At 64.6% G+C, this 16,217-nt stretch carries 14 protein-coding genes; 1 reads left to right on the forward strand and 13 read right to left on the reverse strand.

Annotated features, from left to right (window positions below):
• A complete protein-coding gene (locus AC3ENJ_RS04055) occupies positions 1–1,179 on the forward strand; it encodes an FAD-dependent oxidoreductase (protein WP_431813169.1) in 1,179 nt (392 codons plus the stop codon).
• A gap of 37 nt (positions 1,180–1,216) precedes the next feature.
• Here AC3ENJ_RS04055 and AC3ENJ_RS04060 read toward each other — a convergent pair whose 3' ends face one another.
• From AC3ENJ_RS04060 to AC3ENJ_RS04120, 13 genes are all read right to left on the reverse strand, one after another.
• Entirely contained in the window at positions 1,217–1,843 is a 627-nt protein-coding gene (locus AC3ENJ_RS04060) for a regulatory protein RecX (protein WP_190781604.1), read from the reverse strand.
• Between the two features lie 16 nt (positions 1,844–1,859).
• A complete protein-coding gene (gene recA / locus AC3ENJ_RS04065; RefSeq protein ID WP_190781605.1) occupies positions 1,860–2,999 on the reverse strand; it encodes a recombinase RecA in 1,140 nt (379 codons plus the stop codon).
• Between the two features lie 163 nt (positions 3,000–3,162).
• On the reverse strand, positions 3,163–3,384 hold the full coding sequence (locus AC3ENJ_RS04070; RefSeq protein WP_190781606.1) for a DUF3046 domain-containing protein: 222 nt from the start codon (positions 3,382–3,384) through the stop codon (positions 3,163–3,165).
• A gap of 101 nt (positions 3,385–3,485) precedes the next feature.
• Positions 3,486–3,911, reverse strand: a complete 426-nt coding sequence (locus tag AC3ENJ_RS04075; RefSeq protein WP_190781607.1) for a helix-turn-helix domain-containing protein — start codon at positions 3,909–3,911, stop codon at positions 3,486–3,488.
• Positions 3,912–4,068: 157 nt separating this feature from the next.
• Positions 4,069–4,566: a CinA family protein gene (locus AC3ENJ_RS04080; protein ID WP_190781608.1), complete on the reverse strand. Its 498-nt coding sequence runs from the start codon at positions 4,564–4,566 to the stop codon at positions 4,069–4,071.
• Positions 4,566–5,168 (reverse strand): CDP-diacylglycerol--glycerol-3-phosphate 3-phosphatidyltransferase, encoded by a 603-nt coding sequence (gene pgsA / locus AC3ENJ_RS04085; RefSeq protein ID WP_431813170.1) that lies wholly within the window; start codon positions 5,166–5,168, stop codon positions 4,566–4,568. Before pgsA ends, AC3ENJ_RS04080 begins: the two co-directional genes overlap by 1 nt.
• A gap of 38 nt (positions 5,169–5,206) precedes the next feature.
• Complete coding sequence (locus AC3ENJ_RS04090) at positions 5,207–8,128, reverse strand: FtsK/SpoIIIE family DNA translocase (protein ID WP_431813171.1); 2,922 nt, start codon at positions 8,126–8,128, stop codon at positions 5,207–5,209.
• Between the two features lie 80 nt (positions 8,129–8,208).
• Positions 8,209–9,903 (reverse strand): ribonuclease J, encoded by a 1,695-nt coding sequence (locus AC3ENJ_RS04095; RefSeq protein WP_431813172.1) that lies wholly within the window; start codon positions 9,901–9,903, stop codon positions 8,209–8,211.
• 15 nt (positions 9,904–9,918) lie between these two features.
• The gene (gene dapA, locus AC3ENJ_RS04100; protein WP_190781612.1) at positions 9,919–10,854 is read right to left on the reverse strand and encodes a 4-hydroxy-tetrahydrodipicolinate synthase; all 936 of its coding nucleotides are present in this window, start codon (positions 10,852–10,854) and stop codon (positions 9,919–9,921) included.
• Positions 10,855–10,873: 19 nt separating this feature from the next.
• Positions 10,874–11,497: a hypothetical protein gene (locus tag AC3ENJ_RS04105; RefSeq protein WP_431813173.1), complete on the reverse strand. Its 624-nt coding sequence runs from the start codon at positions 11,495–11,497 to the stop codon at positions 10,874–10,876.
• The gene (gene dapB, locus AC3ENJ_RS04110) at positions 11,494–12,261 is read right to left on the reverse strand and encodes a 4-hydroxy-tetrahydrodipicolinate reductase (protein ID WP_190781614.1); all 768 of its coding nucleotides are present in this window, start codon (positions 12,259–12,261) and stop codon (positions 11,494–11,496) included. Before dapB ends, AC3ENJ_RS04105 begins: the two co-directional genes overlap by 4 nt.
• Before the next feature lie 12 nt (positions 12,262–12,273).
• Entirely contained in the window at positions 12,274–13,692 is a 1,419-nt protein-coding gene (locus tag AC3ENJ_RS04115) for a M16 family metallopeptidase (protein ID WP_431813174.1), read from the reverse strand.
• A 21-nt stretch (positions 13,693–13,713) separates the two neighbouring features.
• Positions 13,714–15,981: a polyribonucleotide nucleotidyltransferase gene (locus tag AC3ENJ_RS04120; protein ID WP_190781616.1), complete on the reverse strand. Its 2,268-nt coding sequence runs from the start codon at positions 15,979–15,981 to the stop codon at positions 13,714–13,716.
• Between the last annotated feature and the right edge of the window lie 236 nt (positions 15,982–16,217).

Below are 16,217 nucleotides of genomic sequence, written 5' to 3' on the forward strand. Positions count from 1 at the left end.
ATGCGCGTTGCGGTCATCGGAGCCGGAGTCGCGGGCCTGAGCACCGCCGTCGGGCTGCAGCGCGCGGGGGCCCACGTCACGGTTCTGGAACGATCCGGCCAGTTGCGTCCCGGAGGATCCGGGTTGTCGATCTTCGGCAATGGCCGGGCTGCATTGGACGCACTCGGGCTGACGCGCGAGTTCGATGCGCTGACCTCGGAGACAGCTGGTCTCCTCCTCGGAGGCATGCGCAAACCCAATGGTGCCTGGATCAAAGTATTTCCCGCCGAAACGGTGCGGGACGTTCGTGTGATTCACCGGGAGGAACTCCACAACCTACTGAGTTCACAGCTTGAACCAGGTGTCGTGCGCCTGGGGACCACCATTTCCGAGCTGACCGTCACCGGCGATCTTCGGGGTCGAACCGCTCATGGCGCGGCGTTCCACGAAACCTTCGACCTGATCGTGGGGGCCGATGGACTCCGTAGCACCCTACGCACACTGTGGCCCAAGGACCCCGGAATCAGATACGCCGGATACGGTGCGTGGCGCGGGGTCACATCCCACCCCGTTGACCTCCACGGCGAAGCCGGAGAGACCTGGGGGCGGCATCAACGATTCGGTATCGTTCCACTGCCCGACGGAAGGGTGTATTGGTTTGCGGTCGATTCTCGACCCGCCGAGGCTACCGGCCCCGGTGTCCCGGAAACACACGGAGCGCAGCGCGAAGTGCTCGAGAGATTCGGCTCGTGGCACGCACCGATTCCCGAGCTGGTGGACGCCACGAGTTCGGCGGCCATTCAGTGGCTCCCGATTCACGAACTCGGGGCGCCGCTGCCGAGTGTCCGTTACGGGCGGGCCGTGCTCGTGGGCGACGCCGCGCACGCCATGACGCCGAATCTGGGTCAGGGTGGAAATCAAGCCTTGGAAGATTCCGCCACACTCGCAGTACTGCTTCGGACACTGGCTCGCCAGGACTCACCACGGCCCCTGGACATTGACGCGGCACTCGCGGAGTACGACCGATTACGCAGACCTCGGACCCGGAGAATTGCTCGCCGGTCTCGGCTCATCGGTGACGCTGCAAACCTTCAAGGCCGAGGAACCTCGATGGTGCGCGACCTCGCCCTGCAACTCACCCCGACGTCCGCGCTGCGTCGTCAGTTCTCGACCATTCACGACTGGGCTCCACCGCCATAGGAGCCGTGATTCCACGTCATGTTCGGCCGCGGCACAGTTAGACGCTGGGCCAGGGATCCGGTTCCGAGAAGTCGTCGCCGGAGGTGTAGGCGGAGAGTTCCTCTTTGACCACCCCGAAAGCCAGACCGGGTGGATACCCTTTCCGGCCCAGCATGCTGACGAGACGACGTGTGACCTTATCGACCTCTTTCCGGTCCAGAGCATCAAGATCCCTGGGCAGTTTCTTCCGCACGAGCTCGTGCGCGTCCTGCGTCTCGTCCTCGTCGGTCCGTTGCTCGAGGGCCTCCTCCGCGAACTCCCCGGTGATACCCCGTTGCTGCAGTTCGCGGCGCAGCGCGCTGCGCGAGAGTTTGCGTGTCTCGGCTCGGGACCGGACGAACATGGCCGCGTAGGCGCGGTCGTCCACGAGGTTGACCTCTTCGAACCGGTCCAGGACGTCCTGCGCCACCCCTTCGGGAACATCACGATCGGCGAGCTTGTCCTCGAGCTGCTTACGAGACTTGGCGGACGCGGTCAGTTGACGCAACACGATGGCCCGCGCAACCTCATGCTGATCGGGCTCATCGTCCTGACCGGCAGCACCCTCTGAGGGTGGTTCCGCGGGGCCCCGGTACCGATCCGAGGCCCTGCGTCGCCGGGAGTTGTAGCGAGAGGACTGGCTCATCGCTCAGTCACCTCGATCAGAATGCCGGCAGTTCCGGCTTGGTCGCATCCGGAGCTTCGAGGATGTCGTCATCGGAGGTCTCCGGGCCGTCCTGCGCGGTCTCTTCGGTGTCCTCGCTGTCATCCGTGATGCCCAGCTTCACCAGGATCTTCCGCTCGATTTCCGCGGCCAATTCCGGGTTGTCCTTGAGGAAACGGCGGGAGTTCTCCTTACCCTGCCCCAGCTGATCACCCTCGTAGGTGAACCACGCGCCGGACTTCTTCACGATCCCGTGCTCCACACCCATGTCGATCAGGCCACCCTCGATGGAGATGCCCTGGCCGTAGAGAATGTCGAACTCGGCCTGCTTGAAGGGCGGGGCCATCTTGTTCTTGACGATTTTGGCGCGGGTGCGGTTACCGACCGGGTTGGCACCGTCCTTGAGGGTCTCGATACGGCGGACGTCCACGCGCACCGAGGCGTAGAACTTTAAAGCCTTACCGCCAGTGGTGGTTTCCGGGGATCCGAAGAACACACCGATCTTCTCACGCAACTGATTGATGAAGATGGCGGTGGTGTTGGTGTGCGACAACCGACCGGTGATCTTACGCAGCGCCTGGGACATCAGGCGCGCCTGCAGGCCCACGTGGCTATCGCCCATTTCGCCTTCGATTTCAGCCTTGGGAACCAACGCTGCCACGGAGTCGATCACGATGATGTCGATGGAACCGGAGCCCACCAGCATGTCCATGATCTCCAGGGCCTGCTCACCGGTATCCGGCTGGGACACGAGCAGGTTGTCCGTGTCCACCCCCAGCTTTTCGGCGTAGACGGGATCCAGCGCGTGCTCGGCGTCGATGAATGCGGCGATGCCGCCGGCACGTTGCACGCTGGCAACCGCGTGCAACGCCACGGTGGTCTTACCGGAGGACTCGGGACCGTAGATCTCGACCACGCGACCGCGCGGGAAACCTCCAATACCGAGTGCGACGTCCAGTGCAATGGAACCCGTGGGAATGGTTTCGATGCGAGTGGCCGGCCGGTCGCCCAGGCGCATGACCGAGCCCTTGCCGTAGTTCTTGTCGATCTGTGCCAGGACAGTATCCAGAGCCTTCTCACGATCGGAGCCGACCACCTGAGAGGGAACGGACGTGGTTCCCTTTGACTTGGCTGCCATGATTCACCTCGGTTCTTGGGGGCCCACGTACTCGGCCCTGTTGTTTGGTTCGTGTCTCAACCTACTGAGGGGGTCTGACACGCATAAGGATCCACGCAGTATGTGGAGCCCGGATGATCTGATTCGAATATACATTCGATGGGCCGCCGGCGCCATGAGGCCACTACGGTGTGGGCTCCTTGTCCGGCCCCCACCAGCGGCCTTCGGGAATTTCCTGCGCCCTACAGAGCGCGAACCACACTTGTTTGGGATCGATTCCGGCATCGAGGGCCTCTATCGCGGTACGATCCCCCACCTCTGCCATGACGAGGTCTCGGGCCAGAACCTTGGAATACCCGGACCCGAATTCATGGTCCATCAATTCCCAGAACGTACTGAGGCGCATGCGATCTTCCCTAACAACTGTCGGCGGTGGGGTGACAAAGCGAGGGCCCGCCGACAATGCCGACGGGCCCTCAAAACTCTAACTGGTACGTGCGATGTGGCTCAGTGGGACGACGTGGCTGCGCCCCCGCGCAATTGGCGGACCTCGCTGGTGAACTCTTCGGTCAGCTCGGAAGGCACAGTGTCCGGAATGTAGTTGCCCTCGGCGTACGCCAGGCGATCTGCCACTTCACGCAGCATCTGCGACAGGGGGATCGTCAGCGCGGCGCAGATGGAGGCCAGCAGCTCGGAAGATGCTTCTTTCTGTCCGCGTTCCACCTCGCTCAGGTAGCCCAACGAGACTCGTGCACTGTGCGAAACCTCCCGCAGAGTGCGTCCCTGTCGCTGACGGACGCTGCGGAGCACTTCGCCAATTTCTTGCCGCAGCACTCCCACTTTCACGTCCTTCGTCTCGGCATGTTCTTCTTCGGACAGTCCCACGTCCTTCCAACGGACGACACCATTGACGGACACGGGTTGCTTCGTCATGTGAATTGCCTACTCCTTGTACGAACGGTCAAACCGTTAAACCAGTAGTCCTTCAGCCCGGCCTGGGCCAGAAGATTGACACTGGACGACTCAAGTTGAGCCTCTGGTAGTAGTAACCTGCTTGCCCGTTCAATTGTTCCTTGTTGATGAACGATTTTCACTGGAAGTTGTCTGTGAGCTCGATTTGTGACGCCAAGAACTCAATGGCTCGAGAAACGGTCTCGCTGCGGATCGCGGCTCGTCCGCCGTCCATGTGCAGCTCAAGGTGCTGCTCGCCCCGAGGCCCACTCACAGCTATGTATACCGTGCCCACGGCCTGACCGTCGTGTGGGTCGGGCCCGGCCACCCCGGTGGTCGACACCGCCCAGTCGACTTCCAGGGCGGCCCGTGCACCGCGCGCCATGGCACGGGCCACCTCGGGAGCCACGGCTCCCTCGCTCTCAAGAAGGTCGTGAGAGACGCCCAGAGTCCTTTCCTTCACAGCGTGCGAGTAACTCACCACGCCACCCTCAAGGCAATTCGAGGCTCCGGGAACATCGACGATCGCCGCTGCCAGCGACCCGCCGGTCAGCGACTCCGCGGTGCCGATGGTGACGCCGTGTTCGACGGCCAGTTGAACCAGGTCAACGGCTGTGTGGAGATCGGACTCTGTCACTACTTCTCTTTCCCCAAGGCCGCGTTACGCAGCTGAACGGCCTTGATCACGTAGTCGATGCCGGTGACCACGGTTACGATCAGCGCCAGTGCGGTCAGCACCCACGCAAGCCACAGCCACCAGGCACCCACGAAGGGCGCCAACGGCAGCAGCAGCGCAATCAGGGCTGCCGTCTGCAGCACGGTCTTGGTCTTGCCGCCCTTGGACGCGGCCATCACGCCGTAGCGGATCACCACGAAACGCATGACGGTGATACCCCATTCACGCACCAGGATGACCATGGTGACCCACCACCACAGCTCCCCCAACATCGAAAGCACCACGAACGCCGCGCCGGTCAGCAATTTGTCCGCGATGGGATCGGCGATCTTGCCGAAGCTTGTGATCAGGTTGCGCGCGCGGGCGATGTCCCCGTCGAGCTTGTCCGTGTACATGGCCACGCCGAAGACCACCACGGCCGCCCACCGCATGGGCATGGAGTCTTCACCGTGTGTGCCGCCCGCCCACAAGAACCACACGAAGAACGGCACCATGACGATCCGCAATGCGGTCAGGGCATTGGGCAGGTTCCAGTTGGAAGAATTGGGCGGCGGGTCGCTCACTGCCCGGGCCTCGGACGCGCCGCCATGTCGAGCCATCATCATCGTCCGGTCAACTCCCATGCGTCAGTGGAATCATCGTCATTGCCGTCGTGATAGTCCTTGGCCACGTCGGACAGGCCCGCTTCCACGGGATCGTCACCGTAGTCCACGGAACCACCGGTCCTGGCCGACGGCACCTCGGAGCCTACCGCGGCGGCGTCGTCGCCGGATGCGGTGGGCGGTTCCTCACCGCGGATCAGCGCTAGGGTCGCCGCGAGGTCGTCGGGTTTGACCAGGACATCGCGCGCCTTGGAGCCCTCCGAGGCACCCACAACGCCGCGGGATTCGAGCAGGTCCATGAGGCGGCCCGCCTTGGCGAAGCCCACGCGCAGCTTGCGCTGGAGCATCGAGGTGGAACCGAACTGCGTGGTGATGATGAGCTCGGCCGCCTGCAGCAGGACGTCGAGGTCGTCCCCGATGTCCTCGTCGATCTGCTTTTTGGGTGCTTCCTGAACCACGTCCTCGCGGTAGTTGGTCTTCATCTGCGTCTTGACGTGCTCCACGACCTTGTGGATCTCGGACTCAGAAACCCAGGCGCCCTGCACACGCATGGGCTTGGACGCACCCATGGGCAGGAACAACGCGTCGCCCTGACCAATAAGTTTCTCGGCGCCGGGCTGATCCAGGACCACGCGCGAGTCGGTCACGGAGGACGTCGCGAACGCCATGCGCGAGGGCACGTTGGCCTTGATCAGGCCCGTGACCACATCCACCGAAGGACGCTGCGTGGCGAGCACCAAGTGAATGCCCGCGGCACGGGCCAGCTGCGTGATACGCACGATCGCGTCCTCGACGTCGCGCGGGGCGACCATCATGAGGTCCGCCAGCTCGTCCACGATCACCAGCAAATACGGGTACGGCCGGATGACTCGTTTGGAGCCGGGCTCCGGTTGGACCTTGCCGTTGCGCACGGCCTTGTTGAAGTCGTCGATGTGCTTGTACCCGTAGTGGGACAGATCGTCGTAGCGGGCGTCCATCTCACGCACCACCCACTGCAGGGCCTCCGCAGCCTTCTTGGGGTTGGTGATGATGGGGGTGATCAGGTGGGGAACTCCCTCGTACGCGGTGAGTTCCACGCGTTTGGGGTCCACCATGACCAGGCGCACCTCATCGGGGGTGGAGCGCATCAGGATGGACACGATCATCGAGTTCACGAACGAGGACTTACCCGCGCCCGTGGCACCGGCCACGAGCATGTGCGGCATCTTGGCCAAATTCGCCACCACGAACCCGCCCTCAACATCCTTGCCCACGCCCATGACCATGGGGTGCTCCGACGTGCGGGCTCGTTGCGAGCGCAACACATCACCCAGTGCCACGGTCTCCCGATCCGTGTTGGGGATCTCAATACCAATGGCAGACTTGCCGGGAATGGGCGACAGGATGCGGACATCGGCGGAGGCCACAGCGTAGGCAATGTTCTTGGACAGGGCCGTGACGCGCTCCACCTTGGTACCCGATCCCAGTTCGATCTCGTAGCGAGTCACCGTGGGTCCGCGAGAGAAACCGGTCACCTCGGCATCGACCTTGAATTGGTCCAGCACGTTGGTCAGGGCTGTGACCACGCGGTCGTTGGCCTCGGAGCGGTCCTTGGCGGGCGGGCCCTGCACCAGAGCGCTAGGATCCGGCAGGTTGTAGGCCATGTCCCCCGCGATCTGCAGCTGCTCGGAACGAGCCGGGATGGGGGCCGACGGCGTGTGGGTGCGGGAGTTCTTGGGCGCGGCCACGTCCGCCAGCGCCGGGGCCTCGGATGCTTCAGCGGTGTCCGCGGCGGGTTCCAGGCCCTGTTCACGGCGCAGCTTGTCCGCGGCGATCTGCGACTTGGTGGGGCGCTTGACGCCCGGGCGGACCTGGGGAATGTCCTCGGTGTCCTGAGCCTGCGCACTCGGGGCGCTCGCCGCGGCGGCGGACGTGGACCCGGATGCGCTCGCAGCGTCGTCATCGGAAAGATCGAACACGCGGGTGCGCACGGACCCCTCGGCGGCCTCGCGGCGCTTGGCCTCGTCGACCACGGCGCGTTCAAAGGCTTCGTCGCCGTTGTAGGCATCCAGCTGGGCCTTCTCACGACGTCGCTCGGCCCGGGTACGACGATCGGGGCGCTTCTTCTGAGGCCCGGCAGGATCCAGGTAGGAGCGGTCGTGGGCGGGGTCCGATAGGTCCGTGGTGCGAGGCTCCCCCAGGCCCATCAGCGTGCGGTACCCCTCTCGCACGCGCGGACCGATCTGGCTGACGGGGGTGGCGGTCATGACCAGCACGGACAAAAATGCGAGAACCGCAAGAACCGCGAGCGCACCCCATTGCGTCACAAGTGCCGAGAGCGGGTCGGCCGCCAAGAACCCGACGAAGCCGCCCGCCTGCCAAATGGCCTCGAAACCCTGGTTCACCCGGGGCTGCCCGCCCACGATGTGGGCGATCCCCGCTCCGGCAACGGTCAGCGCCAACAAGCCAATGGCGATGCGGTTATTGGCCTGCGTCTCGGTGGGATGGCGGAAGGCCCGCCACGCGAAGAACAGGCAGAACACCGGCAGCACGAGTGCCATGAAACCGAACGTGCCGCCGACCACCGCGTGCACCCAGGAGGCCGGCATCGAGATGAACGCGGCAGCTACACCGCGCAGATTCCACCACTCGACCGCGGCAATCAGCACGGCCAGGACGAGCCAGACGAGCGCGCCGCCGTCACGCCGTTCCTCGGGAGCCATATCGGTGCGCACGGTACCGATCCGACGCACACCCGCGCCCACGGCGTGCCCCAGGCCCGCCCACGCATTGACCACGGCGCGCAGAAGCCTGGCACCGGCGGAGGGTCCCTGCGGTGCGGATTTGGCCGGGGCCTTGGAGTTGCGCTTGGTCGAGCGGGATGCGGTCGAGGTTCGAGATGTTGACTTCGACGATCGCGGAGGGGAAGTTCGTGACGCCATATGTTCCAGAATACCCGCCCAGTGCAAAGCCCGCCCCGACATCGAGTCGGGGCGGGCTGTGCGCTGCGGTGACCGGTGTCCTAGGCCTCGACCACCACGGGCACGATCATGGGCTTACGGCGCAACTTGCGCGAGACCCACGAGCCGATGGTGCGGCGTACGACCTGCTGCAGCTGGTGCGAGGTGTGGTTCTTACCGGACTCACCCATGGCGTCCTCCAGCGCGGCAATGATCTTGGGCCGGATCTCGTTGAAGACGGTATCTTCTTCGGCCACGCCGCGCGCGTGAATGTCCGGGCCGGAGACGATCTTGCCCGTGTCGCGGTTGACCACGGTGACCACGGAGATGAAGCCCTCTTCGCCCAGTGTCATTCGGTCCTTGAGGTCCGCGTCCGTGATTTCACCCACGGACGAACCGTCCACGTAAATGAAACCGCATTCGACCTGACCGGTGATGGTGGACTTGCCGCCGTGCATGTCCACCACGGTGCCGTTCTCGGCGAGTATCACGTGGTCACTGGGCACGCCGGTCTCCTGGGCGAGTGCACCGTTGGCGATCAGGTGGCGCACCTCGCCGTGGACCGGCATCACGTATTCGGGCTCCACGATGTTGTAGCAGTACAGCAGTTCGCCGGCTGCCGCGTGACCGGACACGTGCACCTTGGCGTTGCCCTTGTGCACCACGTCCGCGCCCAGGCGCATCAGGCCGTTGATCACGCGGAACACGGAGTTCTCGTTACCGGGAATCAAGGACGACGCCAGAATCACGGTGTCACCGGCGTTCACCTGGACCTTGTGATCGCCGTTGGCCATCCGGGACAGCGCGGCCATGGGCTCACCCTGCGATCCGGTGCACATGATCACGAGCTTGTCGTCCGGGTAGTCGGCGGCTTTCTTCTGGTCGATCAGCACGTTGGGTGGAACGTCCAGGTAACCGAGCTTGTCCGCGATCTCCATGTTGCGAATCATCGAACGCCCCATCAGGGCGACCTTGCGACCGCTGGCCACGGCGGCGTCGAGGACCTGCTGCACTCGGTGCACGTGAGAGGAGAAGGACGCCACGATCACGCGCTGGCGTGCCTTGGCGATCACGTCCGCGAGCACGGGACCAATGGCTTTCTCGGTCGCCACGAAGCCGGGCACCTCAGCGTTGGTCGAGTCGGTCAAGAACAGGTCCACGCCCTCCTCGCCCAGGCGGGCGAAGTGACGGAGATCGGTAATGCGACCGTCCATGGGCAACTGGTCCATCTTGAAGTCACCGGTGTGCAGCACCGTGCCGGCCTTGGTGCGTAAGAACACGGCCAGGGCGTCCGGTATGGAGTGGTTGACGGCCACGAATTCGCATTCGAACTCACCGAGACGCTCCACCTGCCCCTCGCGCACAGCCAGGGTGAAGGGCTTGATCCGGTGCTCTTTGAGCTTGGCCTCGATCAACGCGAGAGTCAGCTGGGATCCCACGATGGGAATGTCGGGGCGCCGCTTGAGCAGGTACGGAACCGCACCGATGTGGTCCTCGTGACCGTGGGTGAGCACGACCGCGACGATGTCGTCGAGACGGTCCTTGATGTAATTGATGTCCGGCAGGATCAGGTCCACGCCGGGTTGGGTTTCTTCGGGGAACAGCACACCGCAATCGACCACGAGCAGCTGCCCGTTGATTTCGAACACGGTCATGTTCCGACCGACCTCACCCAGACCACCCAGCGGCACGACACGCATGGTGTCTGCGCTCAACGCGGGGGGCTCGGAGAGATCTGTGGTGGTCCAACGGGTCATGAGACCCCTTTCGTCTTATGAGTTCAAAGTATCCGCCAGGACCGACGAACTCAGATCCCCACGGATCTGTTCGATTTCGGCCTGGGTGGGCGCAACGTGCGGCAAACGCACGGTGTTGTTCGGCAGGCGCCCCTGCCAATTCAAAATGGTCTTGGCAGCCACGGCACCGGGTACGCGGGTCATGGTGGCGCGGACCACAGGGATCAGCTCGTTGTTGATCTGACGCGCGGTGGCGTAGTCACCGGCCAGTGCGGCGTCGATGAGCTTGCGGAACCGGTGGGTGTCCACGTGGGTGGTGACACCCACGAGACCGGCCGCGCCCAGCGCGATCCAGGGCAAGGTCAAGCCGTCGTCACCGGAGTAGTACTGGAGATCGGTTTCGGCCATGACGTGGGCGGCCGCAGTGAGGTCCGCCTTGGCGTCCTTGACGGCCACGAGGTTCTCGTGTGAGGCCAACGAGATCAGGGTCTCCGGGGCAAGGGGGATGCCGGAGCGGCCCGGAATGTCATACATCATGATGGGCGTGTCCACCGAGTCAGCCAGCGAGCGGAAGTGCGCCTCCACACCGGCCTGGGTGGGCTTGCTGTAATAGGGTGTAACGATCAGCAGCCCGTCCATGCCGATTTTCTGCGCCTCGAGGGACAGGTACCGAGAATGCTCGGTGTCGTTGGAACCGGTACCGGCCAGCAACGGCACACGCCCGCCCACGGCGTCCTTCACGGCTCGGAACACCGCGAGGTTCTCCTGGTCGGTCATGGTTGAGTACTCGCCGGTGGTGCCACACACCACCAGCCCGTCACAACCGTCATTGACCAATTCCTCGGCGAGGTGTCCCGTGGTCTCTAGGTCCACGGAGCCATCGTCCTTGAACGCGGTCACCATGGCGGTGAGCAGAGTTCCGAACATGGGAGCGGGTCGGTCGGGCTGGGTGGCTACGCTGCGATCGGTCATAAGCCCAAGGTTACCGTGATCACCGGGCCAATGCTGTCCCCGGATCGGCACCGCGGTGCAATTTGATGGCGGTACGCATGGCAGCGCGGGCGCGGCGACCGTCAGAACTCGCCGAATACGCAAGACTCAGCCGATACCACCCTCGCCATTCGGCGGGATCCGCTTCGACCTCTGCGCGCACCGTGTGGAAATGTTGGTCGGCGGCTTCGCGGACGAACCGCCCCGACGGTGTCTTGGGCAGCTCATCCTCGAACAGCCCGCCTTCCGCGGCGAGGGTTCGTCCGAGTTTTTCGGTGCGGGCACCGAAGATGATCTCCCGGACCATGGCCCAGGTGCCCACCGCCGGGATGATCAGCATGGCGATCCCGAAGCCCTTCACGATCCACCCCTGGGAGCTGAGTAGCAGTACCGCGCGCTGGAACGACAGCCCCAGGTACAGGGCGAGCAGAGCAACCATGAGAGCGGCCAGGATCCGTCCCTTGGAGCCGATCTCCAGCACGGTGAAGACCGCGGCGAAGGCCAACATGGCAACGATCCACACCTTGGAACCCACGGAAATGGGCAAAATCACCACGGTGAGCAGCGCCAGAACGATGACCGCCGCCACCAACCAACGCAGTGAACTGGATGTCTGGTCGCTCACAGGCGCAAATCCATGTAACCGTCCAAACCGTGGGTCAGACCGGGGTGCCGGTGGACCTCTCGCACGCCCAGCACCACGCCCGTCATGAACGAAATCCGGTCGAAGGAATCGTGGCGGATGGTCAATTGCTCCCCCGTGTTACCCAGCAGCGTTTCCTGGTGGGCCACCAGCCCGCGCAGCCGTACGGAGTGCACGTGCACGCCGTCCACCACGGCACCACGAGCGCCGTCGGGGTCGGTCCGGGTCGCGTCCGGTGAGTCCGCGACGCCGGCCTCGTGGCGGGCCTTGCCGATCAACGACGCCGTGCGGGCAGCGGTTCCCGAGGGGGCGTCCAACTTGTCCGGGTGGTGCAGTTCCACGACCTCCACGGATTCGAAGAATGCGGCGGCGGCCTCCGAGAACTTCATGGCCAGCACCGCACCCACGGCGAAATTGGGGGCGATCAACACTCCCACGTCAGGGTGCTGGGCCAGCTGGGACTCCAGCTCCGCCAGCGCCTGATCATCCCAACCGGTGGTACCCACGACCGAGTGGATCCCGTGGTCGACCGCGAAACGGACGTTCTCGCGGGTGGACTCGGGAACGGTCAGGTCGATCATGACCTGCGCCCCCGCATCGACGATGTTCTGCAGGTCGTCCTCACGACCCAGAGCAGCAACCAGCTCCAACCCCGGGGCGCGCTCCACGGCCGCTACGGCCTCGGAGCCCATGCGCCCGCGGTGGCCCAGTACGGCCACTGTGGTGACGTTGTTCGAATCAGTCATCTCAACCACTCCTTAGTTCTGGATCGGCAGGGCCTCGGACACTATCTGCGGGCCCACCACCGTTTGCACGGCCGAAGCGGCCGAAAGCTCCGCCGCCAGCGTCTGCACGTCCCGCGACGTCACGGTCCGGATGCGGTCCAGGGCCTCGTCGACGTCCATGTACACACCGGTTTTCAGTTCCGCGGATCCCAGGCGGGACATGCGGGAACCCGTGTCCTCCAGGGCCAGCACGGTGGCGCCGCTGAGTTGTCCCTCGATCTTGGACAACTCCTTGACCACCATGCCGTCCTGAGCCAGTCGATCCAACTCGTCGCGCATCAGCTGGGCCACCTGGTCCACCCGCTCCATGGCGCAGCCCGCGTACATGCCGAAGTAACCGGCATCCGAATACGCACCGGAGAAGGAGAAGGTGGAATAAGCCAACCCCTTTTGCTCCCTGATGGTGTGAAACAACCGGGAGGACATGCCCCCGCCCAGTGCCGCATTGAGCACGGTCATGGTGAAGCGCCGGTCATCCCCAACGCGCAGGGCGGGACCGCCCAGCACCACGTGGGCCTGCTCGACGGGCCGGTGGAACACACGGGTCCCGGTGAGCGGGGTCAACAGGGCCGATTCGTTGGCCCGCCGTGCCCCCACGGTTCCGAGAGCGTCGGGGTCCCACCCAGCCCGGGTGAATGACTCGCGGACCATGTCCACGACCCGCTCATGTTCCAGCCCGCCGGCGGCGGTGACCACCAGATTCTCGGGGCGGTAGACCGCGCGGTAATGCTCCCACACGGCGTCCCGGGACACGGAACAAATCTCCTCCGGTGTGCCCGCAATCGGACGGGCCAGGGGCGACCCCTCCAGAACAGCGGCGGTGAACTGCTCGAACGCGAAGTCCGTGGGGTCGTCACGGTCCATGGCGATTTCTTCCAGGATCACACCGCGCTCGCGGTCGAACTCGTCCGGATCCAGGACCGCACTGGAGAACATGTCGGCCAACACGTCAATGGCCATGGGTAGGTCCTCGGAGAGCACCCGCGCGTGATAGCACGTGTTCTCCTTGGCCGTGAAGGCGTTGGATTCCCCACCCACGGCGTCGAAGGCCTCGGCGATGTCCAGCGAGGTGCGCCGCGCCGTGCCCTTGAACAACAAATGTTCCAGGAAGTGCGTGGAACCGAGCATCCCCGGGGCTTCATCACGGGAACCCAGGCTGACCCAGAAACCCACGGATGCCGAGCGCTGCCCGGGCATTTTCTCGGTGAGGACACGCGCCCCGCACGGCAGCACGCTGCGGGTGATCACGGCGCCGTCGGCGTCGTCGTGGAGCACGTGGGTGAAGCCGGTGCTGACCGGCGCAGAAGGTGAGTACGCCCGAAGGCGGGCGTCCGCGGTGGAGATGCTCTCCCCGGGACCGCCCGCCTCCAGCGGAAGGTGAACTACCGTCATGAATGTCGTGTTACCCCTCGATCAGCTCTCGCTGATGGGTTCGGACTCGAGCTCTTGGGCCTTGTCCTCATCGGCCACGACCGGGGCGAGCGAGAGCTTTCCGCGGTCGTCGACCTTGGTGATCTCGACCTGGATCTTCTGGCCCACGCCCACGACGTCGTCCACTTCGTTGACGCGCTTGTTGTCGTTGAGCTTGCGCATCTCGGAAATGTGCAGCAGGCCGTCCTTGCCCGGGGTGAGGGAAACGAACGCACCGAAGGTGGTGGTCTTGACCACGGTGCCCAGGTAACGCTCGCCCACCTCGGGAACCTGCGGGTTGGCGATCGCGTTGATCGCCGAACGCGCAGCCTCTGCGGAGGGACCATCGGTCGCGCCGATGTACACGGTGCCGTCGTCCTCGATGGAGATGTCGGTTCCGGTGTCTTCCTGGATCTGGTTGATCATCTTGCCCTTGGGGCCGATGACCTCACCGATCTTGGCGACGGGAACGTTCACGCTGATCACGCGCGGAGCGAATGCGCTCATCTCGTCCGGGGCGTCGATCGCCGAGGTCAGCACATTGAGAATGTACAGGCGTGCCTCCCGGGCCTGGCTCAGGGCCGCCGTCAACACGGACGCGGGGATCCCGTCGAGCTTGGTGTCCAGCTGGATCGCCGTCACGAACTCCGACGTACCGGCAACCTTGAAGTCCATGTCACCCAGTGCGTCCTCGGCACCGAGGATGTCGGTCAGGGCCGCGTAACGGGTCTCGCCGTCCACGGTGTCGGAGACCAGGCCCATGGCGATACCGGCCACGGGGGCGCGCAGGGGCACACCGGCATTGAGCAGCGACAGGGTTGCGGCACACACCGAACCCATCGAGGTCGAGCCGTTGGAGCCCAGCGCCTCGGAGACCTGACGGATCGCGTAGGGGAATTCCTCGCGCGAGGGCAGCACGGGCGTGATGGCGCGCTCCGCCAACGCGCCGTGACCGATTTCGCGGCGCTTGGGCGAGCCCACGCGGCCGGTTTCACCGGTGGAGTACGGCGGGAAGTTGTAGTGGTGGATGTAGCGCTTGTGCTTGACCGGGGACAGCGAGTCGATCTGCTGTTCCAGCTTGAGCATGTTCAACGTGGTGACACCCATGATCTGGGTTTCGCCGCGCTCGAAGATCGCCGAACCATGCACGCGGGGCAGGACCTCCACCTCGGCGGTCAGCTCGCGGATATCCGTCAGGCCACGTCCGTCGATGCGCACCTGATCCTTGAGGACGCGCTGGCGCACGGTCTGCTTGGTGAGCGCCTGGTACGCGCCGTTGATCTCATCCTTGCGGTCTGCGAAGGGCTTGCCCTCACCGGTGAGCTCGGCCAGAACACTTTGGTGCAGCTCGTCAGTGGCGACTTCGCGCTCCTGCTTACCGGCAATCGAGTACACCTCGGCGAGACGGTTACCCACGAAGTCCCGGACGGCCTGGGTGGCGTCCTCCTCGAAGCCGCCGAAGCGGGGCAGTTCCAGGGCTGGCTTGCCCGCGCGGGCGACCAGGTCTGCCTGAGCCTCGCACAGGGCCTTGATGTAGGCCTTGGACGCCTCGATGCCCTCCGAGACGAGTTCTTCGGTCGGTGCGACGGCGCCCTGGCCCTTGACGAGCTCCCACGAGTTGTCCGTGGCCTCGGCCTCGACCATCATGATCGCGACGTCCTCGGAACCGTCAGCGGCGGTGACCACACGCCCCGCCACGGCCATGTCGAACACGGCGTTCTCGAGCTGGGAATGCTTGGGGAAGGCAATCCACTGGTGCTTGCCGTTCTCCTCAGCCATGAGCGCCATGCGCACGCCGCCCACCGGGCCCTGGAAGGGCATCCCGGACAGCGAGGTGGACATGGACGCGGCGTTGATGGCCACGGTGTTGTAGATCTCGTCCGGTGCAATGGACAGCACGGTCACGACAACCTGGACCTCGTTGCGGATGCCCTTGCCGAAGGCGGGGCGCAACGGGCGGTCGATCAGGCGGCAGGTCAGGATCGCATCCGTGGACGGGCGGCCTTCACGGCGGAAGAACGAGCCCGGGATGCGACCGGCTGCGTACATGCGCTCTTCCACGTCAACGGTGAGCGGGAAGAAGTCGAAGCCCTCGCGCGGGTTCTTACCCACCGCGGTGGCCGACAGCATCGAGGTTTCCTCGTCGATGTAGACCATGGCGGACCCGGCGGCCTGTTTCGCCAACCGGCCGGTTTCGAAACGCACGACGCGCTTGCCGTACGAACCGTTGTCGATGATTGCTTCTGCACTTTGAATTTCGGGACCCTCCAAGGGTCACCTCCGTTTCTTCTGTTGCGAAAAGCGCGACATACCGGTCTTCGATCGAGGCGCTCGCACTGCACATGCCTTGCGAAGGCCACTGTCGAGGACCGCGATATGGTGCGCGAATCCGCTACGAACTTTCTGTTGGTTGTCTCTAGCCCATGGGCCGGTGGTTCCTGTCGGAACCTGGCGGTGTTCGTCCCGAACAGCGCCGGTTGCGGCGGTTCCCCGTGTTTTCACGCGGG

The sequence above is a fragment of the Kocuria sp. cx-455 genome (assembly GCF_057707085.1).

Excerpts from the sequence above, each read along its gene's own strand:
- recA (WP_190781605.1), bottom strand. The coding sequence starts at position 2,999 with ATGGCAGCCAAGTCAAAGGGAACCACGTCCGTTCCCTCTCAGGTGGTC.
- dapA (WP_190781612.1), bottom strand. The coding sequence starts at position 10,854 with ATGACCGATCGCAGCGTAGCCACCCAGCCCGACCGACCCGCTCCCATG.
- dapB (WP_190781614.1), bottom strand. The coding sequence starts at position 12,261 with ATGACTGATTCGAACAACGTCACCACAGTGGCCGTACTGGGCCACCGC.
- AC3ENJ_RS04090 (WP_431813171.1), bottom strand. The coding sequence starts at position 8,128 with ATGGCGTCACGAACTTCCCCTCCGCGATCGTCGAAGTCAACATCTCGA.
- AC3ENJ_RS04095 (WP_431813172.1), bottom strand. The coding sequence starts at position 9,903 with ATGACCCGTTGGACCACCACAGATCTCTCCGAGCCCCCCGCGTTGAGC.
- AC3ENJ_RS04115 (WP_431813174.1), bottom strand. The coding sequence starts at position 13,692 with ATGACGGTAGTTCACCTTCCGCTGGAGGCGGGCGGTCCCGGGGAGAGC.
- AC3ENJ_RS04055 (WP_431813169.1), top strand. The coding sequence starts at position 1 with ATGCGCGTTGCGGTCATCGGAGCCGGAGTCGCGGGCCTGAGCACCGCC.
- AC3ENJ_RS04060 (WP_190781604.1), bottom strand. The coding sequence starts at position 1,843 with ATGAGCCAGTCCTCTCGCTACAACTCCCGGCGACGCAGGGCCTCGGAT.
- AC3ENJ_RS04075 (WP_190781607.1), bottom strand. The coding sequence starts at position 3,911 with ATGACGAAGCAACCCGTGTCCGTCAATGGTGTCGTCCGTTGGAAGGAC.
- AC3ENJ_RS04070 (WP_190781606.1), bottom strand. The coding sequence starts at position 3,384 with ATGCGCCTCAGTACGTTCTGGGAATTGATGGACCATGAATTCGGGTCC.